The sequence below is a fragment of the Mesorhizobium sp. AD1-1 genome (assembly GCF_020164655.1).
Classification (GTDB): domain Bacteria; phylum Pseudomonadota; class Alphaproteobacteria; order Rhizobiales; family Rhizobiaceae; genus Mesorhizobium; species Mesorhizobium ciceri.
On sequence record NZ_JAIUGP010000018.1, the window covers coordinates 12,185 to 38,199 of the forward strand.

Consider the following 26,015-nt stretch of genomic DNA (forward strand, 5'->3'; position numbering starts at 1 on the left):
TTTCCTGGAATTGCTCTAGCGCATCAATTCGAAATGCCGCGGGAATGCCTGATGCAGCAGAAGCAGCATGGTCTTGCGCAGCACGTTGGTGTCACGGCTGGACGGATTGAGATGATCCCAATACCAGGCGCCGTGGACCAGATAATTCAGGCTCTCCGATAGGGTGTCTATGTCGACGCCGGTATAACCGCCGCTGCGCGAAATCTCGATCAGCAGCTCGCGCGCTTCGGCGGTGTAGGCAAGATCGCTCGGCAGGCCGATCTCATTGTAGATCTGCATGCTCTTGCGGTCGCTGGAGAACACGACAAAGACCGAAACCCATTTCGGGTGCTGGCGGGCGAAACGTTGCGCGCAATCGACTGCGCCCAGGGCCCGCTCAACCGGCGACAGGCCGGGCGCTCGCACCAGCGTCACCCACAGCTCATCATATCGATCGCTGAGATACTGCAGGACGGCGCGAAACAGGTTCTCCTTGCTGCGGAAATGGAAGACGACCAGGGCATTGGACGAGCCGACATGTTCGGCGATGCGCTGCATGGTGACGCTTGCCAGCCCCTCCTCCGCGATGAGCTCGATGGTGGCGTCGATGATCCGCTGCACGCTGGCTTCGCCGCGTTCGCGCCGACGGTCCTTGGGCGGCGCGGCATCGTTTGCCGCACGTCCATTCTTCGCCGTTGCGCCTTTGCGTTTTGCCGCCGCAGCTTTCTGTTGCGCCATCTTCGTCCAGCTCCTTTCGGACCTTCTGCCGGCGATCGCCGGCGCCGCCACGGATTCGTCTATTCGAGGTGTCCGGCGTCGGCTCACCACAACCGAAACCGCAGATCAACCACGATCGCGGCAAGGGCCGCATCGCCCTGTTATAGCGACGGGCGCGTTTCGGCGTTTGTGTACCACTGCCCCTTGGCCGTCTCATAGGCCATGGCCGCCCGGAAGACATCGGCATCGCAATAGGTGCGGCCGACGATCTGGATGCCTGTCGGCACGCCGCTTGCCGCCCGGCCCGACGGCACGGATAGAACCGGACAGCGGCTCATCATGTTGAACGGCGTCGTCATCACCCAGCCAAGCGACGGGTTCACCTGCTTGCCGTTGATCTCGACCGTGCCCGTTGTCTGATCGAACTCCGCCGGCACGGCGGGAAGCGCGTTGGTCGGGCAGATCAGCACATCGTAGGTCTCCAGCAGCGGCCCCAGCGTCTGGTACATCCTGGCCGCCACTTCCAGTGTTCCGACAAAGTCCGTCGCCTTCGACCTTTGCCCGTCCTCGGCGAACTGCCTGGCATAGCTCGTCATGTCCTTGCCGTGCTCCTTGAGCAGTTGCGACAGCGAGGCGCCGAACAGATGTTCGAGATAGGCCATGCCCGCCTTGAGCACGTCGTCGCCCCAGCCCAGATCGACTTCCTCGACCGTGGCGCCAAGCGAGCGAAACACATCGCAGGCGGCAAGCGTGTTCTTGCGCACATCGGGGTCCACTTCGAAAGAACCGAGGTCCATCGAGAAAGCAATCTTCCAGCCCTTGATCGGCTTGTAGTCGCTGGGCAGGCGCAGTTTTGGGCGGAGCGTGGCGATGTCGAGCGGGCTCGGTCCGGACATGACATTCTGCAGCAGGATCGCATCCCCGACGTTTCGCGCCAAAGGTCCGGTGTGGCAGTAGAAATCGAGGTTGAACGGCGGCTCGTCCGGATTGCGCCCGTAAGGCGGCTTGAAGCCGACAAGACCGCAGGCCGACGCGGGAATTCGGATCGACCCGGCAATGTCCGAGCCGGTGGCGATCGACGACGTGCCGGACGCCAGCGTCGCCGCGGCACCGCCGGACGAACCTCCGGGCGTGAAATCCGGGTTCCACGGATTGCGCGTCACGCCCCAGCGTTTCGACCAGGTGTAGCCGGCGCAGCTGAATTCAGGCGTCGCCGTGCGGGCATGGACAATGCCTCCGGCCTTGATGATGCGCTCGTTCATCGTCGACGTATGGCCACCGATGGCATCCCGGGACAGCAGCGAGCCGTGCGAGGTCGGCTTGTCCTTGATGTAGCTCTCGTCCTTGATGCCGATCGGCAGCCCCTCGAGCGCCCCGGTACGGGCCCCCCTGGCGTATTTCGCCTCGGCTTTCCTGGCCAGATCCATCGCCTCGTCGAAATGCGTGAAGGTGAGGCAGTTGATCGTCGGCTTGGTGGCTTCGGCGCGGCGGATGGTGGCCTGCATCAGTTCGACGGGCGAAAGCTTCTTTGCCTTGAACAGCCGCAGCGCCTCGCTGGCCGGCATGTAGCAAAGGTCGAGATCGGTCATGGGAAGTCTCCTGCGATCTGCGCATCGCGTTGCATGGACGGAGATGACCGCGCCGCGTGCTGCGGCGCGGGAAAGCCTGGTCAGGTCATTTCTGCAGATCGGTCCAGATCTTCGTGTAGAGCGCCTGCACGTCGGGCGGGCATGCCTGCATGAACTGGCCCTTGGCGGCGAAATCGGCGGGAATGTTGACTTCCGGCGCGGTCTTCATGTCGTCGGGCATGAAGGCTTCCGAGCCCTTGATGCCGTTCGAATAACGCGCAAAGGCTGAGATCAGCGCCGCATTCTGCGGATCCATGATGAAATTCTGGAACAGCTTGGCGTTGTCGACGTTTTTGGCGTCCTTGAGGACAGCGACATTGTCCATCCAGATCGGATAGCCTTCCTTGGGATAGCCATAGACGATCTTGTCGTTCTCAAGCCGCTCGCGCAGCGATATGCCGTTCCAGTTGACGCCCGCGGCGATGTCGCCCCTGCCCAGGCCATCGACGGCCGCATAGTCGAGCGAAAGCCATTTCGCCTTGGCCTCCACCAGCTTGTCATGCACTTTCTTCAGCATTTGCATGTCGCTGCTGCAATATTTGCCACCCTCGTAAGCGATGGCGAGGAACATGATGTCACCCATTTCGGGTACGACATTGATCTTGCCGACGAGTTCGGGGGGTGGGTCGAGGAAGATCGCCGATGTGTTGGGGTCGCCGGCATAAACCGACTTGTTCAACGAAATGCCGGTCGTGCCCCACTGGCATGGAACGGTATATTTGCGGCCTGGATCGAATGGAACATCGACCCACCTGGGATCGACGTTCTTGAAGTTCTCCATCTTGTTGGGATCGGTCTCCAAGAGCAGACCTTCGCTGATCCAGACCGGCACGACGCTCGCCGAGGGCACGACGATGTCATAGCCGGAGGCGCCCTGCCGGACCTTGGCCAGGGCGGTATCGTTGGAATCATAGTCGGTGACGGTGACCTTGACCTTGTAGGTCTCCTCGAACTTCTTGATCAGGTCGGGACTGGTGTAGTTGCCCCAATTGTAGATGTTGAGTTCGCCGTCGGCATGGGCAACGCCCGTGACAGTCAGCAGCGACAGGCCGATGGCCGTCGCGGTCAGTTTCCAGTTCATGCTGTATGCTCCCATTGTTGGGACCGGCGGCGTTACGGCCTCAGGTCCGTTTCCTGCTGACGAAAAGATGGCCGCGACAATGCCGATCGACGGCACGAGAACGGCCGTCGACATCGCATTTGCGGCATGCGGCGCACCGGCAACGGCAAGCCGCATCGCAGTCGAGATATTCCCCTCTTCATGGTGGCCATTCACCGGCTGGCGCCGGCTGTCCAACTCAATTCGCGACCTCAGGAGTAACTATGACTAAACATGCAGTCAATATCTTTATGCGGATAGGGCCAGGGGTCGCCGATGGGTGCGCCCGATGCGGTGGTGACCAAGTGGGCAGCCAGGAAAGAGCTTTGGCCGCGACGCCGGGCGCGTCAGGCCGTTGGGGCCGCAACGGTTCCGGCCGCAATTCGCTGACGGAACCAATCGAAGGTGCGCCCGATGCCTTCCTGATAGCCCGTCCTGGCTTCCCAGCCAGGAAGGACATGCCTCGCCGACGTCAGGTCCGGACGCCGATTTGTCGGATCCTGGGGAGCCGGAGGGTGGTGCTCGATGCGGCTGCCGGGGACAAGCGACCTGACGAATTCCGCGATGCGCAGGACGGAAACCTCGTGATCGTTGCCGATGTTCAGAGGGCCGCGATGCGAGATGCCGTCGCGCCAGAAGTAACGTTCCAGCCCCTCGACGATGTCGTCGACATAACCCCAACTGCGCGATTGGGACCCGTCGCCATAGACCGTCAGCACCCCGGTTGTCAGAGCCTGGATGGCAAAGTTCGAAACGGCGCGTCCGTCGTCGATGCGGGTTCGCGGCCCATATGTGTTGAAAATCCTGACGACGCGAATGTCGAGCCCGACAACCCGCTGCTGTTCGAACAGCAATGCCTCGGTGCAGCGCTTGCTTTCATCATAAGAGGCCCTGGGACCGGTGCAGTCCACCGATCCCCTGTAACCCTCGGGTTGGGGTGAAATCAGGGGGTCGCCATAGACTTCCGAGGTCGAGGCGAAGCAGAAACGGCCGCCGGGCTTGAGCAGCGTCAGAAGATTGAGCGCGCCGCCGATGTTGGCCTTGATCGTGCGTACCGGCTCGCGCATGTACCAAAGCGGCGAAGCCGGCGACGCGAGATGGATGATCTCATCGAAGCGTTGAAGGGATGAAAAGCTTTCGGCATCGGCAATCTGCAGATCGAAACGCGGATCGGCGACATGTGCGACGTTGTCTCGCGTCCCGGTCCAAAGATTGTCGACGACGATCAGCTTTTCCAGATCGCTTCGCCGCAACAGACGGTCGACCAGATGTGAGCCGAGGAAGCCGCAGCCACCAGAAATCAACACGCTGCGCGACATGGAACCCCCTGCTCCAGACACCCGGCCAGTCAACGAGCCGCAGGGCTTGTTTCCCAACAACGGCGGATACGAGGCTACCCAAAAACCTTTCCGCCAATCGGTGCACCCATCTACACCGCCAAGCGCCGCGAGTGCAAACAGCAAGCTTTCACGAGTGGAACGTGCGGCAGCCGACCGGCCTCTGCTTTTAAGGAGAGAAACTGCCGCGCGATGTCGCGCACCGAAGCGGCCGCCAATGCCGCCGGTCGTCCGAAAGGATGATCAGGTTACAGCGCTACAGCGCCCTTTGCGGGCATGGCGCTCCGGCTGCGTCACCACAGCGCGACGCCGTGGGCTGCGGTCGGAAGCTCGTCTCTTCGGACTGGCGCACCAGTTCGGCAAAGAGCAGCGCGAAGCTTCCCAGCATCAGAAAGACAATGATCAGGCGTGTTACCGGCAATATGTCGGCCTCGACTGGCTAGCCCCCACGCCACCCATCCACTGCCGGCTAACATGACCGATCCGGCTTTACGAGACTTTAAGGCCGGTCTTAACCATCACATTCGCGTAGCCTTTGACATGATACGCGAACGCATGTCCGCATCCGCCGTCCCGCGGTCGCCTCGCCATCCCGGGAATGGCATTGCCATCCGGGATGGCGGCTCCGTTTGCAGACCTACCCCGCCCATGCTACCCCGAAATTGGCGCGGCCCTGCCGCTGCCAACCGGTCGTCATCGGGGAGCCATGAGCAAAGCCGCCAGCCACATCGCCTTCGTCTCGTCCGACACCGCTGACGCCAAGACGGCGCTGGAAAGCCTGTCGGCGCGCTATGGCCAGTCTTCCGTCGAGGAGGCCGAGATCGTCGTTGCCCTTGGGGGTGACGGCTTCCTGCTGCAGACCCTGCGCGACACGATGGGGACCGGCAAGAAGGTCTACGGCATGAACCGTGGCACCATCGGCTTCCTGATGAACGAGTATCGTTCCGGTGGCCTGACCGAGCGTCTCGAAGCCGCCGTCGCCGAAACCATCCGCCCGCTGGAGATGCTGGCCGTGACCTCGGAAGGCGAAACGATTTCGGCACTGGCTATCAACGAGGTGGCGCTGTGGCGTCAATCGTACCAGACGGCCAAGATCCGCATCACCGTCGACGAACAGGTCCGGCTTGAGGAACTGAACTGCGACGGCGTCATGATCGCAACCCCGGCCGGGTCCACCGCCTACAATCTTTCGGCGCACGGGCCGATCCTGCCGCTCGACGCGCCGCTGCTGGCGCTGACCCCGGTCAGCCCGTTTCGCCCGCGCCGCTGGCGCGGCGCGCTGCTCTCCAACAAAGCGACAGTGCGCTTCGACATCCGCGAGCCGGAAAAACGGCCGGTGAACGCCGCCGCCGACCATACCGAGGTCAAGGCGGTGACCTCGGTGACGGTGCGAGAATCACCCACCGCGACAGCAACGTTGCTGTTCGATCCCAATCATTCCTGGAACGAGCGTATTCTCGCCGAACAGTTCCGCTATTGAGCCGGCGCTGCGACCGACAGGTCGATTAAGCATCCCGATTAAGGTTACAACTTCACAATCGTGCCATTGCTGCCCGTTTCTGTTGACAAATCGAGGGCTTGCTCCTAATTGCAATACCGATCTTGCAGGCGCGTGGCGCTTGCCGCGACGCCATTAGACGCCGTTGCGCTTCCCCGAACCAGCCAAAGACAACAACACTTGTCCTCAGACACCACGACCGCTCAAGAAGCGTTGACCTTCGCAGACCTCGGCCTGTCGCCGAAGGTCCTTTCCGCAGTCACCGACGCCGGCTACACCCAGCCGACGCCGATCCAGGCTGGTGCGATCCCGCACGCCTTGCTCGGCAAGGATATTTTGGGCATCGCCCAGACCGGCACTGGCAAGACGGCTTCCTTCGTGCTGCCGATGCTGACCCGCCTCGAAAACGGCCGGGCCCGCGCCCGTATGCCGCGCACGCTGATCCTGGAACCGACGCGCGAACTCGCCGCGCAGGTCGAAGAGAATTTCATCCGATATGGCAAGAACCACAAGCTCAACATCGCGCTCCTGATCGGCGGTGTCTCATTCGACGAACAGAACAAGAAGCTGGAGCGCGGCGTCGACGTGCTGATCGCGACGCCCGGCCGCCTGCTCGATCACCGCGAGCGCGGCAAGCTGTTGCTCAATGGCGTCGAGATCCTCGTCATCGACGAAGCCGACCGCATGCTCGACATGGGCTTCATTCCCGACATCGAGCGCATCTGCGAGATGATCCCGTTCACCAGGCAGACGCTGTTCTTCTCGGCGACGATGCCGCCGGAAATCACCAAGCTGACCGAGAAATTCCTGCATGCGCCGGTGCGCGTGGAGGTCTCGAAGGCCGCGTCCGCCGCCACCAACATCACCCAGCGGCTGGTCAAATCAGGCTCCAAGCCGTGGGACAAGCGCGAGACGCTGCGCAACCTGATCAAGGCCGAAGATGCCGAACTGAAGAACGCCATCATCTTCTGCAACCGCAAGGTCGAAGTGTCGGAACTGTTCCGCTCGCTGCTGAAGTATGATTTCGACGCCGGTGCGCTGCATGGCGACATGGACCAGCGCGCGCGCATGCAGATGCTGGCCAATTTCCGCGACGGCAAGCTGCGCTACCTCGTCGCTTCCGACGTCGCCGCGCGCGGCTTGGACATCCCCGACGTCAGCCATGTCTTCAACTATGACGTGCCGATCCATGCCGAGGATTATGTCCACCGTATCGGCCGTACCGGCCGCGCCGGACGCTCCGGAAAATCCTTCACCATCGCGACCAAGTCGGACACCAAATACATCGACGCCATCGAGCGGCTGATCGGCAACAAGATCGAATGGCATGACGGCGACTTGTCGACGGTGGTTGCCAGCGAAGGCGGCGAGGACGATGCTCCGCGCCGTGGCAAGGGCGCACCGCGCCGCGCCGGCCGCAAGGACGACGACCGCAGCAGGGAAAAGGGCGGCGAGCGCAAACCGCGCGAACGCCACGCCAAGCGCAGCGAAGACACGGCACCGGAAACAGTCCGCGAGGACCAGCCGGTGGCCGAGGTCGCAGCGGCAGCCGCCGACGTCGGCGAACGGCGCTCGCGCAAGGAAGCGATCCGTTCGGAAAACACCGAGCGCAAATCGTCCGATCGCAACGAACAGCGCGCACCGGAACGCGGCGATACCCGGCCGCAGCGAGACAACAGCCGCCCTGCCCGCCAACGTCACCAGGAAGACAACGATTCCACCGTTGGCTTCGGCGATGACATGCCGGCCTTCATGCGGATCGTCGCCAAGGTCTGATCTCGACCGCTTCGAAGGCAAGCCAGCCATCCGGCTTGCCTTCTCGGTAGAGCTCCAGCCTGGTTCGCCCGTTACATCGGCCCAGGCATCATCTTGGTCGGTTTTTCCAGCATCGGAAACTCGGCCTTCGAGCATTTCACGTTCGGGTTCGTCGGACTGAACATGCCGTTCGGATTGTCTCCGAGCCAGGCATGAAGGTCATAGTGGACGAACTCCTTCGGGATGAGAGGGTAGTGCCCCTCCATCGGCCCCATGAAGGTTTGGCCAAACAGCTTCGGAGGCTCCTTTATGTCCGGCGTCAGAGGCACCAGCCATTCCGCGCCCACCAGCCGCAAACCCTTCTTGGTCGGTTCATAGATCAGCACGTTGGGGTGCATCGGGTCGAGCTTCTGGCCGACACTCGGGACATTGACGAAGTGAATACCCATGGCGCCCTTCGGGTAATCCATCGCGCCCGCTATCTTTTCTCCGCTGTAGTAGACGCAGCCGACCGTCGACAGATAGAGGTCGCGGACGGCAGCGGTGTAATCCTCATATTTGGCGAGCGACTTTTTCAAGGCTTCGATGTCGGCCTTGTTGGCGTCCTCGGCCCGAGCCGAAGCAACGTTCAGCCACGCGCCCACCAAACCTGTTAAAACGAGGACGCCACAGCGCCCAAGGCTGGCTGTTCTTGTCATGCATTCCTCCCAGATTTCTGATCTGGCCGTGCAAGACCGAGGCGGAAAAATGCTGATTGCGCGGCCGGTTACACCGCCTCATCCCCGCTGGACTGCCATGATGCTATTCCTTTCCATGGCCGCCGGAAAGCTATATTTTAGCAATAACTAAATCTATACCGTACCCATCCAGAGCGCCGATGTCAGCTCAAACAAAAACGGCCCCGCATGAGGGCCGTTTCGCATCCGCTTGCCGGACGGATCAGGTGAGCGGCGACAGCTGGATCTCGACGCGGCGGTTCTGGGCCCGACCTTCGGCTGTGGCATTGGATGCGACCGGACGTGTCTTGCCGAAGCCTGTGACGGCGAAGCGCCGCTGATCCACGCCCTGACCGGACAGATAGTTCGCCACCGCCAAAGCACGACGCTGCGACAAATCGAAATTGTGCTGGTCGCCACCGGTCGAATCGGTGTGGCCGAACACGTCGACCGTGGTCTGCTTGAACTTCTTCAGCACCAGCGCGACGGAGTTCAGGACCTGATAGAAGCCGGGCTTCACCGCATCCTGATCCGAGTTGAAAGTGATATCGGACGGCATGTTGAGGATGATCTGGTCGCCGCTGCGGGTGACGCTGACACCGGTGCCCTCGAGCTGCCGGCGCAGTTCGGCCTCGTTCTGGTCCATCGTGGCGCCGATGGCGCCGCCGGCCAGCGCGCCGATGCCGGCGCCGATCAGTGCGTTGCGGCGGTCGTTGCCACCGGCAAGCAGGCCAAGGCTGGCACCCGCCAGGGCGCCAAGGCCGGCACCGGCTGCCGTGTTGGAAATCTTCTGGTCGCCTGTATACGGATCGGTGGTGGTGCAGGCGCTCACGAGCACAGCCGTCGCCACGACGACGAGCACAGTCTTTTTCATAGGATGGTCCCTCTCCAAGTCACGCCTTGCGGTGGCGCCAAATCAGCCCTTCCCGCGACTTGTACCATGAATTGCGGCGAAAAGCGGAACGGCAAAAGCGCCGTTCACGGCTTTTCCCGAGGGACCAATACCCGGTGGTGGCGCCGCATCGCCGTGCCGGAATGGTTTGGATAAGCTACCAGAGGTTCTTGCCGTCTATGACAACCACTTCGACCTTGTCGAGATCGAAATTATCGAACAGCCGCGAGTTGACGCTGATCTTGGGATTGTCGAAATCCGGCTCGCCTGTCGACCAGTCCGGCGTTTCGGTAAAGGTGCCGCAGCCGCAGGTGGCGCAAAAACCGTGCTTTACGGTCTTCGACCCCCAACGATAGAAAGAGACGTTCTCCATCGGGCTGGTGAGCTTGAATTGCGAAGGCACGTAATAGGCCCAGAGCGAGCCGCGTTTCGAGCAGAAAGAACAGGTGCATTGCGTCACCGTCTGCGGTGCTTGCGAAACCTCGAACGTCGTCGCCTTGCAATGACAGCTTGCCTTGATGGTCATCAACGAACTCCTCCTGTCGCCGCCACCCTGTGCGGCAAAGGCAGCATAAAGAGGTGCTCCTGACAACTGTCTGTCAGCAAGCATCACCGGCGCTACCGCGACAGGCGCGTCTCAGCAAGCCCGTCCCGTCACACGCGATCAGGCGGACGTAGGAATGCGCTCCTATCGTCAATACGAGCGCGGCGGCACGAACAGGCAGATTGTCCTGCCGGCGTCGAGGCCCCCCTGGTGCGCGCACCAATGGAACTCGCCGTCCGGGCTGTCCTTGACACGCTTGTCGGTCATTGGAACGACCTCACCCGTTCCGGCGATGACATAGCCCTCGGGTTTCTCCAGCACTTCGCCTGTATGGGTCGTGCGACAATCATAGTTGGCGCAGCATGCGAACGGATAACTCCAGCCTTGTGGCTTTGCCGCCGTGGGCGTGGCGTCATGCGCGAAGGCAGGTGCCGTCAGCATTGCCATCGCGCCGATCGCGAACAGGGAAAACAAAAGTCGGCCAGCCGGTTGAACGGCATTGGCCGATCTGAGTGTGGCAGCAGACATGGAAACGTTCCTTTCAAACGAGCATCAAGCGTTTCGCTTGCCCGTTCCCGGAACGTATCTTCCCAGTGGCCGGATCGTCGGGTCGCAGATATGCCGCGTCCGGCCATAAATGCTTTTTCTCTCCCAGCCCTTGGATGCTGGGCTGATTCCTTGGTCGGCGCAAGAACATGCATTCCCGACATCGTTCTACAGACGTCAGGCATCCGCTACCGCCGACGAGATGAGGCCAAGGTCAATTCCCGGCAAACGGGCGTCGAATAAACGGGATTGGCCCGCTGTGGTTCCAGCCTATTGCTGGTCGGAGCCGGCAATCACGTGCTCTTGATACTGCGGCAGGTCATCGGTGATGGTGAACCAGCCCGCCTTCGAACCGACGAAGATGTGCTCGGTTGGACGAATGGATGGGTCGTCGACGAGCGTTCCCATGGCGACATGGACATAGGCGCCGTCGCGCACGAGCGAATAAAGCAAGGAGCCGCACTGGCAGCAATGCGCGTTGTGGCCGCTTTGGTCGCCGAAGATCAGGAGTTTGTCCTCGCCTTCGGTGAGGACAAACTTTTCACGCTCGATACCGGCGAAAGGCTTGAATGCCGAACCGGTGGTGCGCCGGCAGTCCGAACAATGGCAATTCGCGGCATAGAGGAATTCGTCGGCCACCTCGTAGTGAACCGCGCCGCAAAAGCATTTTCCGGTGAGCTTGCTCGGCACTCTCTCCTCCATTGCTGTGGTGCGCAGGGGTATGTTCAGATGAGGCCAGGCCGGCCTCACCTGAATATGGGCATATCCTAGTCCAGGTCCGCCACGGCTTCGCCGGCACCGCCTTCGATGCGCTGCGACAACGAGGCTTCCATGAAATCGTCGAGGTCGCCATCGAGCACGCTCGACGGGCTGGTGCTCTCGACGCCGGTGCGGAGATCCTTCACCAACTGATAGGGCTGCAGCACATAGGAGCGGATCTGGTGGCCCCAGCCGATATCGCTCTTCGATGCTTCGGTGGCGTTTGCAACCGCCTCGCGCTTCTTCAGCTCTTCCTCGTAAAGGCGCGAGCGCAGCATCTCCCAGGCCTTGGCCTTGTTCTTGTGCTGCGAACGTTCGGCCTGGCAGGCGACCGCGATGCCAGTGGCCAGATGCGTGATGCGCACCGCCGAATCGGTGGTGTTGACGTGCTGGCCGCCCGAGCCGGACGAGCGATAAGTATCGATGCGGACGTCGGATTCGGAGACGTCGATCTCGATCGTGTCGTCGATGACCGGATAGACCCAGACGCTGGCGAAGGACGTATGCCGGCGCGCATTGCTGTCATAGGGCGAAATACGCACCAGGCGATGAACGCCCGATTCCGTCTTCATCCAGCCATAGGCGTTGTGGCCTTTGATCATCAACGTGGCGGACTTGATGCCGGCCTCTTCGCCGTCATGCATTTCCAGCACTTCGACTTTGAAACGGCGCCGCTCGGCCCAGCGCGTGTACATGCGCAGCAGCATCGAGGCCCAGTCCTGGCTTTCGGTGCCGCCGGCACCGGCATGGATTTCGAGATAGGTGTCGTTGGAGTCTGCTTCACCCGACAGCAGCGTCTCGACCTGGCGGGCCTTCGCTTCGCCTTGCATCGAGCGGATCGCGGCTTCCGCCTCGGCGATCACGCCCTCATCGCGCTCTTCCTCGCCGAGTTCGATCAGGCCGATATTGTCTTCCAGCGCCTGCGTCAGACCTTTCACCGAGGCGATGCCTTCTTCGAGGCTCTGGCGTTCGCGCATCAGCTTCTGCGCTTCCAGCGGCTCGTTCCAGAGGCTGGCGTCCTCGGCGCGCACATTGAGGTATTCAAGCCGCTTTATGGCTTGATCCCAGTCAAAGATGCCTCCTCAGCAGGGTTATCGCCTGCCTGATCTCGTCGACAATATTCTGCGTTTCCGCGCGCATGGCTGGCTGTTCTGTCCTGTTTGCTGAAATCGGTCGGCGCGATACATAGGCACGCCGCCGCCGGCTGTAAAGCAAAATGGGCCGGCCCAAGGCCAGCCCATCCGCCCCTGAAAATCGTCAGTAGAGGCCGCCGCCGCCGGACTGGATAGCCTGATTGGCTTGCGGCGACAGCGCGCCACCGGTGGCATTTGAGCCGTCGGCGCCCATGCCGATCACCCAATAGCTGTCGGCGGGACCGGTGCCCGGCTTGAAGGCTTCGATGATGGTGCCGGGATCGCCCGATGCGGCACGCATGCCGGTCTTGCGATTGATGGCGACCAGGTTCATGCCTTCCGGCACCTTGAAGTCGACATTGGGCGTGCCGTCCAGCGCCACTCGCATGAAGTCCTTGAAGATCGGGGCTGCGAGACCGCCACCGGTGGCGCCATGGCCGAGGCCGCGCGGCGTGTCATAGCCCATGTAGAGGCCGACGACGAGGTTGGGCGTGTAACCGATGAACCAGGCGTCCTTTTCATCGTTGGTCGTTCCGGTCTTGCCGGCGATGTGACGGCCGAGTTCGCCGATGGTGGCGCCGGTGCCGCGCTGCACGACGCCTTCCATCATCGAGGTGATCTGGTAGGCGGTCATCGGGTCGAGCACCTGCTCGGAATTGTCGACCAGCTCCGGCTCCGGCTGGTTCTGCCATTCCTGCGCATTGCAACCCTGGCAGCCACGTTCGTCCTGCTTGAACACCGTCTTGCCGTAGCGGTCCTGGATGCGGTCGATGAGCGACGGTTTGATCGACTTGCCGCCATTGGCCATGATCGAATAGGCCGACACCATGCGCATCACGGTGGTTTCGCCGGAACCCAGCGCCATTGGCAGATAGGGTGCCAGATGGTCGTAGACACCGAAGCGCTCGGCATATTCGACCACCAGCTTCATCCCCATGTCATTGGCAAGCCGCACCGTCATCAGGTTGCGCGACTTCTCGATGCCGGAGCGCAGGGTCGCCGGACCGGCGACGGTGCCGTCATAGTTCTTCGGCGTCCAGCTCGTGTTGCCGCTCTGGATCGTGATCGGCCCGTCCATGATGACCGAGGCCGGCGTATAGCCATTGTCGAGCGCTGCCGAATAGACGATCGGCTTGAACGAGGAGCCCGGCTGGCGCATGGCTTGCGTGGCGCGGTTGAATTCGGACTGCGCATAGGAGAAGCCGCCGACCATGGCCAGCACGCGGCCGGTGTGCGGGTCCATAGCGATCAGGCCGCCCTCCACTTCGGGCACCTGGCGCAGGCTGTAGGTGCCCTCGGCACCATCGTTTTTCTGCACGAAGATGACGTCGCCCGGCTTCAGCACCTCCGCCGGCGACTTGGCCTTGACGGTCTTGCCGGCGACCACATGGCGCATGGCAAAACCCATGTCCTCCTTGCTGATGCTGCCTTCGACGCGCTCCTTGACGATCTCGCCCGACGCCTGCCGTGCGGGCTGCAGGCCGATCGACAGGCCGGTCGCCGAACTGTCGAGCACGACGGCGAGCGACCATTCGGGAACATCCTCCAGTCCCTTGACGGCGCCAAGCGGCACGCCCCAGTCGCCCGAGACATCGATCGATGTCACCGGCCCGCGATAGCCGCGCAGCGTGTCGTATTTCATCAACCCGTTCTGCATCGATTTGCGGGCAATGAGCTGGATCTTCGGATCGAGCGTGGTGCGGACGGAGAGGCCGCCTTCGTAGAGCGCATTCTCGCCGTAGCGGGCGATGATCTGGCGGCGCACCTCTTCGGTGAAGTACTCGCCGGCGAACAGATAGGTGCCGCTGCGCCGCGGCGTCACGCCCAGCGGCTCGGCCTTGGCCTTGTTGCCTTCCTCACGCGTGACATAGCCGTTCTCGACCATCTGGTCGATGACCCAGTTGCGGCGCTCGATCGCGCGATCGGCATGCTTGAAAGGGTGATAGTTGTTCGGCCCCTTGGGCAGGGAGGCCAGGTAGGCGGCCTCGGCCACGGACAGTTCGTTGACCGACTTGTCGAAATAGGTCAGCGCCGCACCGGCGACGCCATAGGCGCCGAAGCCGAAGAAGATTTCGTTGAGGTAGAGCTCGAGAATGCGATCCTTGGGATAGGCCTGCTCGATGCGGAAGGCGAGGATCATCTCCTTGATCTTGCGCTCGTAGGTCTGGTCCGAGGACAACAGGAAGTTCTTCGCCACCTGCTGGGTGATCGTCGAGGCGCCGACCTGGCGCCGGCCCGAGCCGAAATTCTGCAGGTTGACGATGATGGCGCGGCCGAGGCCGGTCACATCGATGCCCGGGTGATTGTAAAAATTCTTGTCTTCCGCCGACAGGAAGGCCGCCTTGACGCGGTCCGGAATGGCCTGGATCGGCAGATACAGGCGCCGTTCGCGCGCATATTCGGCCATCAGCGCGCCGTCGGACGCATGGATGCGGGTGGTCACCGGCGGCTCGTATTTGGCCAGCACCTCGTAGTCGGGCAGATCCTTCGACAAATGGCCGATGTAGATCGCAACGCCCGCCGCGACCAGAAGGGCCAGCGTCGTGCCGATGCCGAAAAAATAGCCAATGAGACGAATCATACCCGCTCCAGTCCTTGGTTCGGGAATTTCCTAAACGAAGCCGCCTTTCACGCAAGCTTTCGAGCCGGTCCCAATCCGTAATCGAAAACCCTTGTCGCCGCCATGTGGACAAAATACGGCAATGCCTGATTTCACGGCTGCTGGCCGGAAATAAAAGCACTGGGTGTTGTCGTCGCGCAACGCCGCCTCTGGTTGCAGGCGTCGCCGGTCATGTCAACCTCCGGTTCCCGATCCGGCCTTGGCCGACGCGAACAGCGCGACGGCGTTGGTTATGCTCTGGGCCGCCTTGCCGCGCCAGTCGGCGTTGAGCAACTGCGCCTCGTCCTTGGCGTTCGAGAGATAACCGAGTTCGACCAGCACCGACGGCACATCGGGTGCCTTGAGCACCTTGAAACCCGCGGAGCGCTGCGGATTGTTGATAAGACCGACGCTGGTCGACAACTGGCCAACCAGCGTGTGGGCGAAACTCATCGAGAAGTTGTGTGTTTCGCGGCGGATCAGGTCGATCAGGATGTCGGTGACTTCCTTGTTGTCGTTCTTGATTTCCATGCCGGCGAACTGGTCGGAGAGGTTCTCACGGTCGGCAAGCGCCTGCGCCTCGGGGTCCGAAGCCTTGTCGGAGACGGTATAGACGGTGGCGCCGCGAATGCCCTTGACGCTGATCGTGTCGGCATGGATCGAAATAAGCAGGTCGGCCTCATGCTGACGGGCAATGCGCACGCGGTCGTCCAGACGCAGGAATTCGTCTGTGTCGCGCGTCATGAACACATCGTAATTGCCGACGGCCGCGAGTTTGTCGCGCAGCTCCGTGGCGAAGGCCAGCGTGACGTTTTTTTCGATGGTGCCGTTCAGGCCCTCGGCACCGCCGTCGATGCCGCCATGGCCGGGGTCGATGACGACGGTGAACCGATGGCCCGGATTGGAGACCGGCCCGGTGCCGACCCGCCCTCCCTTGTCGGTCGAAACGGTCGATCCGGTGGTCAGCGCCTGATTGGCAAGTGCGGCATCGAACTCGCGTTCGGATGCCGCCGACATGTCGATGGCAATGCGGTAGCCGGTTCCGTCCTCGTTCTTGAGCACGTCGAGCTTGTCGACGGCAAAGGGTCCCTTGCCGGTGAGGATCAGACGCGAAACGCCCTCGCCGAGTTCGCCCAGGCGCACGCCCTTGACCAGGCCCCGCGCCTTCAAATCCTTGGCATCCACGGCGAATCTCGTATTCGCGAGATCGATGACAAGACGGTTGGGACCACGCAGCAGGAACCATTTGATATCGGGTTCGCGGTCGAAATCCATGACGATGCGCATCTTGGTGGCATCGCCGGCCATCTTGTAGCCTTTTGCCACGAGCGGAGCGTCGGCGGCACTGGCATTTGAGGACAAGACGGATGAGGCCGCCAGCAGCAGCAAGAGGCAGAAAGCGGCCAGGATCCGGCCGCCGACACGACATCCCTTGTCTGTGAAGTCCGCCAATCCCATCTCTCTTGCAGTCGCTCCCGGTTTGGCGCCCGGCGCCCGGTCGTTTCGTCGAAATGCCGGTTAGGCCGCGAACTCGATTAACGATTGGTATCCAGAGAAGGTTAACCAAGCCTTTTCATGCAGGGCCGCAAGCCTGGCTTTACGCTACGGAACGGCTTTTTGCCGGCATCGGAAATCGGGGTTGCCTTCCACCCCGCCAAATCATAAAAGCGATGGTGGATCACTGCAATCCTGGAACCGCCCTCCTCCGCAGCTTCTTGCTACAGGGTCAGACGTAAAGGCGGCTCCTTTCGCTTCAGGCGAAAAGGGTTCAGGTGATCGTGACGAATTTCGCAGGCGTGCTCCCGTGGCGGGGGAATCGCCTGCGTGAGGAAAACGGCCGGGTTTGTTCCCGTGCCGGCTCTGTATGAGCAAACAAGCTGGTCCGGTTCGTCCGGGCTTTGGTTCAAAAAGTTCTGTTGGTGACGATGGCTTCAAGCGCAATCATGGAAAGGTCCGCATCAAACCGCGCCATTATGGCTGCGGGCGGCACCGCCATGGCGCTCAAGCGGCGGCCGACGGACGTTCAAATATCCGGCACCCACATTCCAGACACGCAGCAGCAGGCTTTGCCTCGCAAGCTGCGGCTGACGGCTGCCGGGGGGAAACGAAATAATGCCCAACAAAATGCTGATAGACGCCTCCCACCCGGAGGAAACACGCGTTGTCGTCATACGCGGTAACCGTATTGAAGAATTCGACTTTGAATCCCAGGACAAGAAGCAGCTCAAAGGAAACATCTACCTAGCCCGCGTAACGCGCGTAGAGCCCTCCCTTCAGGCAGCCTTTGTCGAATATGGCGGCAACCGTCACGGTTTTCTCGCCTTCAGTGAAATCCACCCCGATTACTACCAGATTCCGGTCGCCGATCGTCAGGCACTGCTGCGCGCGGAAGCGCAGGAGGCTGAGGACGAGGAGAACGAGGACGGCGACGGCGATGATCGCCAGAGCCGCGATCGCGGACGGCGCGGCCGCAGGCGCGGCGGCAAGCCCCGCGACCGGGGCGAGCACAAGCGCGATGCAGCCGATTCCGGCGAGGCGAGCGACGCTGCCGACGAGGCAGAAGAAGGTGCCGACGCTGGTGTCGAGGACATCTCGCACACGTCCGAGATCATCGAACATGCGGCTGATTCGTCCGAACATGCAGATGCGTCCGAGCATGGCGAGGATTCGGCCGAACAGGACGAAGGCGAAATCCGCGAAGGCGGCCCGACGTCGATCGCCGCCTCGGTCGAGGCCGATGTGATTTCCGAAGCCGTCCCGCTGGCCGAACAAGGCAGCGAAGCGACCTCCGGCGACAATGATCGCGGCATGCTGGAAGAAGTGCAGTCCTCGCATCCGGACGATCACGAGGTCGAATCGGTCGGCGCCGAGGATGCGCTGGAAGAAGTGCGCAACCGCCGCAAGCCGGTGCGCCGCCAGTACAAGATCCAGGAAGTGATCAAGCGCCGGCAGATCCTCCTGGTGCAGGTCGTCAAGGAAGAGCGCGGCAACAAGGGCGCGGCGCTGACCACCTATCTGTCGCTGGCCGGCCGCTATTCGGTGCTGATGCCGAACACGGCGCGTGGCGGCGGCATTTCGCGCAAGATCACCAGCGCGGTCGACCGCAAGCGGCTCAAGGAGGTCGTCGCCGATCTCGAAGTGCCGCAGGGCATGGGCGTCATCCTGCGCACCGCCGGCGAGAGCCGCACCAAGGCAGAGATCAAGCGCGACTACGAATATCTGATGCGGCTTTGGGAAAATGTCCGCAATCTCACCTTGCAGTCCACGGCCCCTGCCCTGGTCTACGAGGAAGGCAGCCTGATCAAGCGCTCGGTGCGCGACCTCTACAACAAGGATATCGACGAGATTCTTGTCTCCGGCGAGGAAGGCTACCGCGAGGCCAAGGACTTCATGCGCATGCTGATGCCGAGCCACGCCAAGGTGGTTCAGCCGTTCCGCGACACGACGCCGATCTTCGTGCGCAACGGCATCGAGGCACAGCTCGACCGCATGCTGCAGCCGCAAGTGACGCTGAAGAGCGGCGGCTACATCATCATCAACCAGACCGAAGCGCTGGTTGCCATCGACGTGAATTCGGGCCGTTCCACCAAGGAGCACTCGATCGAGGACACCGCGCTCCACACCAATCTGGAAGCGGCCGAGGAAGTCGCGCGTCAGCTCAGGCTGCGCGATCTTGCCGGCCTGATCGTCATCGATTTCATCGACATGGAGGAGAACCGCAACAACCGCTCCGTCGAGAAGCGGCTGAAGGATCACCTCAAGAACGATCGTGCACGCATCCAGGTCGGCCGTATCTCGCATTTCGGCCTGATGGAGATGTCACGCCAGCGCATCCGCGCCAGCGTGCTGGAATCGACCATGAAGCCTTGCCCGCATTGCGGCGGCACCGGCCATGTGCGCTCCGATTCGTCGGTCGCGCTGATGGTGGTGCGGGCGATCGAGGAATTCCTGCTCAAGGATTCGCGCAGCCACATCACGGTGCGGACGCCGGCGGCGACAGCACTCTACGTGCTCAACCACAAGCGCGGCACGCTGGTGGAACTCGAAAGCCGCTTCGGGCTGACGATCACCGTCGAGGCCGACGATTCGGTGGGTTCGCAGCACTATGCGATCTTCCGCGGCGCGTTGGCTGAAAAGCCGGAAGGCTTTGTCGAGGCGCGCAGCTTCCCGGCCTATGTCGAGCCGGACGAGCCCGAGGATGAGATTGCCGTCATCGAGGAAGACGACGAGGCGCCGATCCAGGCAGAACAGCCACGCCAGCAGCCGCAGCAACAGCAGCCGCGGCCCGCTGCCGGTGGTGAGGAAGGCGAAGGCCGCGACCGCAAGCGCCGCAAGCGTCGGCGTCGGCGTGGCGGCAAGGATCGCGATCGCGAACATGGCGCCCCTGCGGACGGTGCTTCCGTCTCGGCTCCGGCCGGCGAGTTTTCGGACTCGGACTCGGCCGCCGGAGATGGCGACGCGGAAGCGGACGACAATGCCCCTGTTGGTGTTTCCGAAACTCCTGCCACAGCTGAAGCTTCGGACGAAGGCCAGGGCAAGAAGCGCCGGCGCGGCAAGCGCGGCGGCAAGCGCAACCGCCGCGAAGACGGTGAAGGCGAGGCTGAGGCAAGTGCTGGCGAAGCAGCCGACGCGTCCGAAGGCGAAGTCTCGGCAACCGAGGTGATCGCCAGCGAGCCGGTGGTTACCGCAGCGGCCGAAGAGCCGGTGGTGCTTGCTCCGGCCAATGACGACGCGCCGAGCATGGAGAAGCCGAAGAAGCCACGCCGTGCCGCCAAGCCGAAGAAGGCCGCAGCCGAAATCGTCGCCGAAGAGCCGGCTGCCGAGGCGGAAGCACCGGTCGAGACGCCGGCCACGGCGTCCGACGAAGCAGCGGCTGTCGAGAAGGCACCGAAGGCCCGCCCGTCGCGGCGCAAGCCGGCGGCGGTGAATGCGCCGGTCGAGCCGGTGGTGTCTTCGACTGTAGCGGAAGAACCCGCGGCCAAGGCCGAGGACAAGACCGACGACAAGACCGACGACAAGCCGAAACGCGGCGGATGGTGGCAGCGGAAGGGCTTTTTCTAAGCCTTTCAGCCACCTGAGCTAGTTTGTTGACAAAAAATCCCGCGCCGTCTCGAAGACGGTGCGGGATTTTCTTATCTGGCGCTATTCCGGATCGCGAAAGGCTAAAACGCTTCCTTGATTTTTATGCATGTCGTTGTCCCAAAACCGCTCCGCACCTTTTGGGCGACATGCATCACGGCGCGAAGATCGACCAGTTCATCATCCTGGCCAGCTTTTCCAGCGCGATCGACCCCAGCTTGGAGTTGCCGTTGGCATTGAGGCCGGGCGACCAGACGGCAAGCGACGCCACGCCCGGCACGATGCCCAATATGCCGCCGCCGACGCCGCTCTTGCCGGGGATGCCGACGCGGAAGGCGAAATCGCCGGAGCCATCATAGTGACCGCAGGTCAGCATCATCGCGCCGATGCGGCGTGCCCGTTCGGCCGACACCACGGAATGCCCGGTCGCCGGGTTCTTGCCGCCATTGGCGAGAAAGCGGCCGGCGAGCGCCAGTTGCCGGCAACTCATTGCGATGGCGCAATGGTGGAAGTAGACGCCCAGCGCCAGCTCCGGCGCGTGGTGGAGATTGCCGAAGGATTTCATGTAGTTGGCAAGCGCGAAGTTGCGATAGCCGGTGGCCCGTTCGGACGCCGCGACCTCACGATCGATGATGATCGTTTCGTCGTCGGCGAGGAACTGGATGAAGCGCAGGATTTCGCCGATCGCCTCGCGCGGCTGGTGGCCGGCAAGCAGGATGTCGGAAATGACAATGGCGCCGGCATTGATGAACGGGTTGCGCGGAATGCCGTTCTCATGCTCGAGCTGCACGATCGAGTTGAATGGATTGCCTGACGGTTCGCGGCCTACCCGCTGCCAAAGCGCGTCACCGACATTGCCGAGCGCCAGTGTCAGCGTGAACACTTTCGAGATGCTCTGGATGGAAAATGCCTGGTCGGCATCGCCGGCCATCAGCACGCGGCCGTCATTGGTGACCGCCGCGATGCCGAACTTCTTCGGATCGACCTTGCCCAGCTGCGGAATGTAGGAAGCGACGTCGCCGCGATCGGTGCGCTCGGCCATTTCGGCGGCGACTTCGGCCAATGCCCGATCAAGTTTGGGGGCCTGTTCAAGTTCCGGCATGGTGCTACCTCAACCAGCGTTCGATGCGCACCATTGCCTCGACCATGTCGTCGTGGCTGCCGGCATAGGAGAAACGCATGGTCCGGTGCCCAGCCTGAGTGTCGAAGTCGCGGCCGGGCGTTGCTGCAACATGCGCCTCGGCCAGCATCTTTCGCGCGAAGGCCATGCTGTCATTGGTATGCCTGGTGACGTCACAGAACGCATAAAAGGCGCCGTCCATGGGCGCCGCCAGCGGAAAGCCGAGTTCCGGCAGGCGTTTCATCAAGAGCTCGCGATTCCAGGCGTAGCGGCCTTTTACCGCCTCCAGTTCCTCGGTCGCCCTGAACGCTTCGATCGCGGCAATCTGCGATAGCTCCGGCGGCGAGATGTAGAGGCTCTGGGCGACGCGCTCGACCGGCCGCACCAGTTCCTGCGGCAGCACCATCCAGCCGATTCGCCAGCCGGTCATGCAGTAATATTTGGAGAAGGAATTGATCACCGTCACATCGCCGCCATAGGCAAGTGCCGTGGTGTCGGGGGCGGCATAGGCCAGCCGGTGATAGATTTCGTCGGAGATGACGGCGATGCCGAGGTCCTGTGCCGTCCTTACCAGAGCCGCCAGTTCATCGGCTGGTATGACCGCGCCGGTTGGATTGGCGGGACTGGCGAAGAGAACGCCTTTCAGCGGCTTTTCACGATGCGCGGCTTCCAAATGGCCGGCATGCAGGTAGGCGGCGTCGCCGAGCTCGATCTCGACCACCTCGATGCCGAGTGCGGCCATGATGTTGCGGTAGGCAGGGTAACCGGGTGCCGCGATGGCGACGCGGTCACCCCGATCGAACATCGCCAGGAAGGCAAGATTGAAGGCGGCCGACGATCCGGTGGTCACCGCGATCCGGCCGGGCTCGATATCAAGCCCATAGTGATCGGCGTAGTGTCCGGCTATCGCCTTGCGCAAACCTGCCAGTCCGAGCGCGTCGGTGTAGCCGATGCGCCCATCCTGCAGCGCCTTGGCTGCTGCGGCGCGAACCAGAACCGGTGCGGGATCGGAGGGTTGGCCGACGGCCATCGAAACAACCGGCACGCCCTGGGACTTCAGCCGGTTTGCCTCTGCCAGAATGTCCATCGCATGGAAGGGCTCGACATTGCCGCGGCGTGAGAGCGAAACGACCATTTAACCAGTATTCCCGATGACTGACGGCGCCAGGCACTGGCGCATGTGCCGCACAAATGCCCGATTGATGTGAGGATCACAAGTTGAGGAAGTTTCCGGCGCCGACTTTTCATCTTTCGCCCGCTCGTCTACCAGTGGACACATCATGTTGAGCCGACCCAGATCGACGATTGCCCAGGCAGCGCGCGTCTTCGCGACGCTTTCGCTTGGCGTTGCCGTTGCAATGTCGAGCTCGGTCAGCGCCTTCGCCCAGAACGTGCCGGTGGTGCGCGACGCCGAGATCGAGGCGCTGGTGCGCGATTACGCGCGGCCGATCTTCAGGGCGGCCGGCCTGGCGAATGACGGCATCGACATCGTCCTGGTCAACGACCAGAGTTTCAACGCCTTCGTCACCGGGCGTCGGCTGTTCATCAACACCGGCGCGCTGATGACGGCTGAAACGCCCAACGAGATCATCGGCGTCATCGCGCACGAAGCCGGTCATATTGCCGGCGGCCACCAGCAGAAGCTGCGCGACCAGCTCGAACGAGCCAAGACGATGGCCGTCATCGCGACATTGCTTGGCGCCGGCGCCATTGTCGCCGGTGCCACAACCAGCAGCCGCGGTCTCGCCGGCGCCGGCATGGGCGTGGCTGCCGGCGGCGGCGAAATGGCACAGCGCAGCATCCTCGCCTATCAGCGCACCGAGGAGATGACGGCCGACCGCTCGGCGATCACCTATCTCAACGCCACCGGCCAGTCCGGCATGGGCATGCTGAAGACATTCCGCCGCTTCCAGACCGCACTTTCGCTTTCGGGCGCCCAGGTCGATCCGTATCGGATCAGCCATCCGATGCCGCAGGATCGCATCGCCAATCTCGAAGTGCTGGTGAAACAGGACCCCAATGTCGACAGGCCGGACCCGCCCGCGCTGCAGCAGCGCCATGACATGATGCGGGTGAAGATCGCCGTTTACATGGAAGGCCAGGCGGCCGCGTCCCGGCTGATGCGAAAGATGCAAGGAACCCTCGCCGCCCAGTACGGCGACGCCCAGTCGACCTACCTGTTCGGCAACATCGCCGCCGCCCTCGCCAAGACCAATGCACTGATCAAAGCGCAACCGAAGAATGCCTACTTCCAGGAACTGCGCGGCGACATCCTGATGAAAGCCAACAAACCCAAGGAAGCCGCGGACGCCTATGCCAAGGCGGTCAGCCTCGATTCGGCTCGGTCCGGTCTGCTGCCAGTGTCCGTGGGCCAGGCGCTGATGGCCGTCGGCACGCCCGACTCCCTCAAAAAAGCCGTCGTGCAGATCAACAATGGCCTCGGTCGCGACAAGGAAAATTCAGCCGGATATCGCTATCTGGCGCAGGCCTATGGCGAGTTGGGCGACATACCTGGCGCTGAACTTGCCACCGCTGAAAGCCATTTCTATTCCGGCAACTACAAGGATGCGAAGATTTTCGCCATGCGGGCGCAGCAGCAGATGAAACGCGGCGAGCCGCGCTGGCTTCGCGCCCAGGATATCATAAACTACAAGCCATCAACCAAGATCAAGTGAACCTTCCGGCCCCGCGCCACGACATAGCCAGACCGGAAAACAGGCAGAAGGAACAGGAACGATGAAAAAGGCACTGCTGCTGGGCACCACGGGGGTTGCGGTCGCTCTGGCCATGCTGGCTTTCGGATTCGTTGCCGGAAACCCGCAGATCGCCAAGGCCGGGACCGCACAGCCGGTCGAGACGGCGGCGGCCGATACCAAGATCGACCGCACCGAGGTCGAAGGCATCATCCGCGACTATTTGTTGAAAAACCCGGAAGTTCTTCTGGAGGTCCAGGACGCGCTTGAGGCCAAGCAGAAGGAAGAGCAGCGCATCGCTCATCTCGGCGTGATCAAGGATGCCAAGGACCAGATTTTCAACTCCGCCTTCGACGGCGTCGTCGGCAATCCGACCGGCAAGGTCACCATCGTCGAGTTCTACGACTATAATTGCGGCTTCTGCAAACGTGCCATCGACGACATGAAGGCGCTGACCAAGACCGATCCGGACCTGCGTTTCGTGCTCAAGGAATTCCCCATCCTCGGACCGGATTCGCAGAAGGCGAGCGTGGTCTCGATGGCCTTCCACCTGATGCACCCGGAAAAGTACGGCGAGTTCCACAATGCGTTGCTCGGCGGTCAGGGACGCGCCACCGAGGCGGCGGCCATGAAGGTCGCGCTGTCGCTCGGCGCCGACGAAGCGGCGCTGCGCGAGAAGATGAAGGACCCGACAATCAACGAGGCCCTCGCCAAGACCTACGATCTTGCCAACAAACTGGCGATCACCGGAACGCCGTCCTATGTCGTCGGCAACGAGGTGGTGTTCGGGGCGCTCGGGCAGGAAGTGCTGGCTGAAAAGATCGAGGCGGCGAAAGCCGCGCTCTGATCTTGCTCGCCAGCTATCTCTCACTGGCACATTTCCGCCTGTTGTGGACAGTGAAAGAACGCACTTGCGCTCTTTCCGCGGGCGGCTATGCCCATTATAGAGGGCCCAGCGCGCCGGCTTGATGACGGCGCCGGGAAAGGTCGGCTTTTTTGAAAACGGTTTTCGTCCTGAACGGTCCCAATCTCAACGCGCTCGGCAAGCGCGAGCCGGGCATCTATGGCGGCAAGACGCTTGCCGCGATCGCCGACGACTGCAAGCAGGCAGGCACGGCGCTGGGGTTCGAGATCGATTTCCGCCAGTCGAACCATGAGGGCGACCTTGTCGACTGGATTCAGGAAGCCGGCGACAAGGCTGTCGGCATCGTCATCAACCCGGGCGCCTACAGCCACACCTCGATTGCCATCCACGACGCCATCCGCGCCGTCGCACCATTGCCGGTGGCCGAAGTTCATCTTTCCAACATCCATGCGCGGGAACCATTCCGCCACGTCTCCATGGTCGCGCCGGTCGCCGTCGGCATGATCTGTGGCTTTGGGCCGCTCGGCTATACGCTGGCGCTACAGGCGCTGGCCGCACGCCTATGACCGGCCAACAAACAGAAGGCTCGAAAATGTCGATAAAGAAGACCGGTGTTGACCAGCAACTGATCCGCGATCTGGCGGGCATACTGAACGACACCAATCTCACCGAGATCGAGGTTGAACTGGGCGACCTGAAGGTGCGCGTCTCGCGGCAGGCGCCGGCCGTTCATGCAATCGCGGCGCCGCAACCGGCCTATGCGCCGGCAGCAGCGCAGGCTGCCGCCGTTGCCGTGCCTGTGGTGGCGGACCTTTCCAAGAATGCGGTCACCTCACCGATGGTCGGCACGGCCTATTTGGCTCCGTCGCCGGACGCCAAGGCATTCATCGAAGTCGGCCAGAAGGTCAAGGAAGGCCAGACGCTGCTGATCATCGAAGCAATGAAGACGATGAACCAGATCCCCTCGCCACGCGCCGGCACGGTGACCGCGATCCTTTTCGAGGATTCGCAGCCGGTCGAATATGGCATGCCGCTCGTCGTGATCGAGTAGAGCGG

The 26,015-nt window shown here is 62.3% G+C and carries 22 protein-coding genes; 8 read left to right on the forward strand and 14 right to left on the reverse strand.

Annotated features, from left to right (window positions below; translation table 11 throughout):
• Nucleotides 1-15: 15 nt before the first annotated feature.
• The 3 genes from LB519_RS26735 to LB519_RS26745 form a co-directional block, all read right to left on the reverse strand.
• Nucleotides 16-717: a TetR/AcrR family transcriptional regulator gene (locus tag LB519_RS26735; protein ID WP_013531378.1), complete on the reverse strand. Its 702-nt coding sequence runs from the start codon at nucleotides 715-717 to the stop codon at nucleotides 16-18.
• Between the two features lie 140 nt (nucleotides 718-857).
• The gene (locus tag LB519_RS26740; protein WP_127366804.1) at nucleotides 858-2,285 is read right to left on the reverse strand and encodes an amidase; all 1,428 of its coding nucleotides are present in this window, start codon (nucleotides 2,283-2,285) and stop codon (nucleotides 858-860) included.
• Between the two features lie 85 nt (nucleotides 2,286-2,370).
• On the reverse strand, nucleotides 2,371-3,405 hold the full coding sequence (locus LB519_RS26745) for an extracellular solute-binding protein (protein WP_224621580.1): 1,035 nt from the start codon (nucleotides 3,403-3,405) through the stop codon (nucleotides 2,371-2,373).
• Here LB519_RS26745 and LB519_RS26750 point away from each other — a divergent pair.
• Complete coding sequence (locus tag LB519_RS26750) at nucleotides 3,377-3,655, forward strand: hypothetical protein (protein ID WP_127370232.1); 279 nt, start codon at nucleotides 3,377-3,379, stop codon at nucleotides 3,653-3,655. The genes LB519_RS26745 and LB519_RS26750 overlap by 29 nt on opposite strands.
• A 115-nt stretch (nucleotides 3,656-3,770) precedes the next feature.
• Here LB519_RS26750 and LB519_RS26755 read toward each other — a convergent pair whose 3' ends face one another.
• On the reverse strand, nucleotides 3,771-4,742 hold the full coding sequence (locus LB519_RS26755) for an NAD-dependent epimerase/dehydratase family protein (RefSeq protein ID WP_224621581.1): 972 nt from the start codon (nucleotides 4,740-4,742) through the stop codon (nucleotides 3,771-3,773).
• Between the two features lie 724 nt (nucleotides 4,743-5,466).
• Here LB519_RS26755 and LB519_RS26760 point away from each other — a divergent pair.
• A complete protein-coding gene (locus LB519_RS26760; RefSeq protein ID WP_013531374.1) occupies nucleotides 5,467-6,240 on the forward strand; it encodes an NAD kinase in 774 nt (257 codons plus the stop codon).
• Nucleotides 6,241-6,438: 198 nt separating this feature from the next.
• On the forward strand, nucleotides 6,439-8,034 hold the full coding sequence (locus tag LB519_RS26765) for a DEAD/DEAH box helicase (protein ID WP_024503893.1): 1,596 nt from the start codon (nucleotides 6,439-6,441) through the stop codon (nucleotides 8,032-8,034).
• A gap of 71 nt (nucleotides 8,035-8,105) precedes the next feature.
• On the opposite strand, the gene LB519_RS26770 is transcribed toward LB519_RS26765, so the two are convergent.
• The 8 genes from LB519_RS26770 to LB519_RS26805 all read right to left on the reverse strand — a co-directional run bounded on the left by LB519_RS26770 (nucleotide 8,106) and on the right by LB519_RS26805 (nucleotide 16,660).
• A complete protein-coding gene (locus tag LB519_RS26770) occupies nucleotides 8,106-8,711 on the reverse strand; it encodes a hypothetical protein (protein WP_013531372.1) in 606 nt (201 codons plus the stop codon).
• Between the two features lie 241 nt (nucleotides 8,712-8,952).
• The gene (locus LB519_RS26775; protein WP_013531371.1) at nucleotides 8,953-9,603 is read right to left on the reverse strand and encodes an OmpA family protein; all 651 of its coding nucleotides are present in this window, start codon (nucleotides 9,601-9,603) and stop codon (nucleotides 8,953-8,955) included.
• A 175-nt stretch (nucleotides 9,604-9,778) separates the two neighbouring features.
• Nucleotides 9,779-10,147, reverse strand: a complete 369-nt coding sequence (locus LB519_RS26780) for a GFA family protein (protein ID WP_224621582.1) — start codon at nucleotides 10,145-10,147, stop codon at nucleotides 9,779-9,781.
• A 168-nt stretch (nucleotides 10,148-10,315) separates the two neighbouring features.
• The gene (locus LB519_RS26785) at nucleotides 10,316-10,693 is read right to left on the reverse strand and encodes a hypothetical protein (RefSeq protein ID WP_013531369.1); all 378 of its coding nucleotides are present in this window, start codon (nucleotides 10,691-10,693) and stop codon (nucleotides 10,316-10,318) included.
• Nucleotides 10,694-10,981: 288 nt separating this feature from the next.
• A complete protein-coding gene (locus LB519_RS26790) occupies nucleotides 10,982-11,401 on the reverse strand; it encodes a GFA family protein (RefSeq protein ID WP_013531368.1) in 420 nt (139 codons plus the stop codon).
• A gap of 77 nt (nucleotides 11,402-11,478) precedes the next feature.
• Nucleotides 11,479-12,610 (reverse strand): peptide chain release factor 2 gene (prfB, locus tag LB519_RS26795; RefSeq protein WP_013531367.1). Its coding sequence is split into 2 segments (ribosomal slippage): nucleotides 11,479-12,543 and nucleotides 12,545-12,610, totalling 1,131 coding nucleotides; the frame shifts between segments, so codons are not numbered across the junction.
• Between the two features lie 117 nt (nucleotides 12,611-12,727).
• The gene (locus LB519_RS26800; RefSeq protein WP_224621583.1) at nucleotides 12,728-15,184 is read right to left on the reverse strand and encodes a penicillin-binding protein 1A; all 2,457 of its coding nucleotides are present in this window, start codon (nucleotides 15,182-15,184) and stop codon (nucleotides 12,728-12,730) included.
• Between the two features lie 213 nt (nucleotides 15,185-15,397).
• On the reverse strand, nucleotides 15,398-16,660 hold the full coding sequence (locus LB519_RS26805) for an N-acetylmuramoyl-L-alanine amidase (protein WP_063168091.1): 1,263 nt from the start codon (nucleotides 16,658-16,660) through the stop codon (nucleotides 15,398-15,400).
• A 654-nt stretch (nucleotides 16,661-17,314) separates the two neighbouring features.
• On the opposite strand from LB519_RS26805, the gene LB519_RS26810 reads away from it, so the two are divergent.
• Complete coding sequence (locus LB519_RS26810; protein ID WP_063168092.1) at nucleotides 17,315-20,263, forward strand: ribonuclease E/G; 2,949 nt, start codon at nucleotides 17,315-17,317, stop codon at nucleotides 20,261-20,263.
• A gap of 172 nt (nucleotides 20,264-20,435) precedes the next feature.
• Here the strand turns inward: LB519_RS26810 and LB519_RS26815 are convergent, their stop codons facing one another.
• Together LB519_RS26815 and LB519_RS26820 are read right to left on the reverse strand one after the other, a co-directional pair.
• Nucleotides 20,436-21,383, reverse strand: coding sequence for a glutaminase (locus tag LB519_RS26815; RefSeq protein WP_013531363.1), 948 nt, complete (start codon nucleotides 21,381-21,383; stop codon nucleotides 20,436-20,438).
• 4 nt (nucleotides 21,384-21,387) lie between these two features.
• Nucleotides 21,388-22,536 (reverse strand): pyridoxal phosphate-dependent aminotransferase, encoded by a 1,149-nt coding sequence (locus tag LB519_RS26820; protein WP_224621584.1) that lies wholly within the window; start codon nucleotides 22,534-22,536, stop codon nucleotides 21,388-21,390.
• A gap of 145 nt (nucleotides 22,537-22,681) precedes the next feature.
• On the opposite strand from LB519_RS26820, the gene LB519_RS26825 reads away from it, so the two are divergent.
• The 4 genes from LB519_RS26825 (at nucleotide 22,682) to accB (ending at nucleotide 26,010) form a co-directional block, all read left to right on the forward strand.
• On the forward strand, nucleotides 22,682-24,076 hold the full coding sequence (locus tag LB519_RS26825) for a M48 family metalloprotease (RefSeq protein ID WP_013531361.1): 1,395 nt from the start codon (nucleotides 22,682-22,684) through the stop codon (nucleotides 24,074-24,076).
• A 61-nt stretch (nucleotides 24,077-24,137) separates the two neighbouring features.
• Nucleotides 24,138-24,941: a DsbA family protein gene (locus LB519_RS26830; RefSeq protein ID WP_013531360.1), complete on the forward strand. Its 804-nt coding sequence runs from the start codon at nucleotides 24,138-24,140 to the stop codon at nucleotides 24,939-24,941.
• Nucleotides 24,942-25,090: 149 nt separating this feature from the next.
• Complete coding sequence (gene aroQ / locus LB519_RS26835) at nucleotides 25,091-25,525, forward strand: type II 3-dehydroquinate dehydratase (RefSeq protein WP_013531359.1); 435 nt, start codon at nucleotides 25,091-25,093, stop codon at nucleotides 25,523-25,525.
• 26 nt (nucleotides 25,526-25,551) lie between these two features.
• Nucleotides 25,552-26,010, forward strand: coding sequence for an acetyl-CoA carboxylase biotin carboxyl carrier protein (accB, locus tag LB519_RS26840; RefSeq protein WP_013531358.1), 459 nt, complete (start codon nucleotides 25,552-25,554; stop codon nucleotides 26,008-26,010).
• Nucleotides 26,011-26,015 lie beyond the last annotated feature (5 nt).

Coding starts and splice junctions, on each gene's coding strand:
- LB519_RS26735 (WP_013531378.1), bottom strand. CDS start 717: ATGGCGCAACAGAAAGCTGCGGCGGCAAAACGCAAAGGCGCAACGGCG.
- LB519_RS26740 (WP_127366804.1), bottom strand. CDS start 2,285: ATGACCGATCTCGACCTTTGCTACATGCCGGCCAGCGAGGCGCTGCGG.
- LB519_RS26750 (WP_127370232.1), top strand. CDS start 3,377: ATGGCCGTCGCGGTCAGTTTCCAGTTCATGCTGTATGCTCCCATTGTT.
- LB519_RS26745 (WP_224621580.1), bottom strand. CDS start 3,405: ATGAACTGGAAACTGACCGCGACGGCCATCGGCCTGTCGCTGCTGACT.
- LB519_RS26755 (WP_224621581.1), bottom strand. CDS start 4,742: ATGTCGCGCAGCGTGTTGATTTCTGGTGGCTGCGGCTTCCTCGGCTCA.
- LB519_RS26760 (WP_013531374.1), top strand. CDS start 5,467: ATGAGCAAAGCCGCCAGCCACATCGCCTTCGTCTCGTCCGACACCGCT.
- LB519_RS26770 (WP_013531372.1), bottom strand. CDS start 8,711: ATGACAAGAACAGCCAGCCTTGGGCGCTGTGGCGTCCTCGTTTTAACA.
- LB519_RS26775 (WP_013531371.1), bottom strand. CDS start 9,603: ATGAAAAAGACTGTGCTCGTCGTCGTGGCGACGGCTGTGCTCGTGAGC.
- LB519_RS26780 (WP_224621582.1), bottom strand. CDS start 10,147: ATGACCATCAAGGCAAGCTGTCATTGCAAGGCGACGACGTTCGAGGTT.
- LB519_RS26785 (WP_013531369.1), bottom strand. CDS start 10,693: ATGTCTGCTGCCACACTCAGATCGGCCAATGCCGTTCAACCGGCTGGC.
- LB519_RS26800 (WP_224621583.1), bottom strand. CDS start 15,184: ATGATTCGTCTCATTGGCTATTTTTTCGGCATCGGCACGACGCTGGCC.
- LB519_RS26805 (WP_063168091.1), bottom strand. CDS start 16,660: ATGGGATTGGCGGACTTCACAGACAAGGGATGTCGTGTCGGCGGCCGG.
- LB519_RS26810 (WP_063168092.1), top strand. CDS start 17,315: ATGCCCAACAAAATGCTGATAGACGCCTCCCACCCGGAGGAAACACGC.
- LB519_RS26815 (WP_013531363.1), bottom strand. CDS start 21,383: ATGCCGGAACTTGAACAGGCCCCCAAACTTGATCGGGCATTGGCCGAA.
- LB519_RS26820 (WP_224621584.1), bottom strand. CDS start 22,536: ATGGTCGTTTCGCTCTCACGCCGCGGCAATGTCGAGCCCTTCCATGCG.
- LB519_RS26825 (WP_013531361.1), top strand. CDS start 22,682: ATGTTGAGCCGACCCAGATCGACGATTGCCCAGGCAGCGCGCGTCTTC.
- LB519_RS26830 (WP_013531360.1), top strand. CDS start 24,138: ATGAAAAAGGCACTGCTGCTGGGCACCACGGGGGTTGCGGTCGCTCTG.
- accB (WP_013531358.1), top strand. CDS start 25,552: ATGTCGATAAAGAAGACCGGTGTTGACCAGCAACTGATCCGCGATCTG.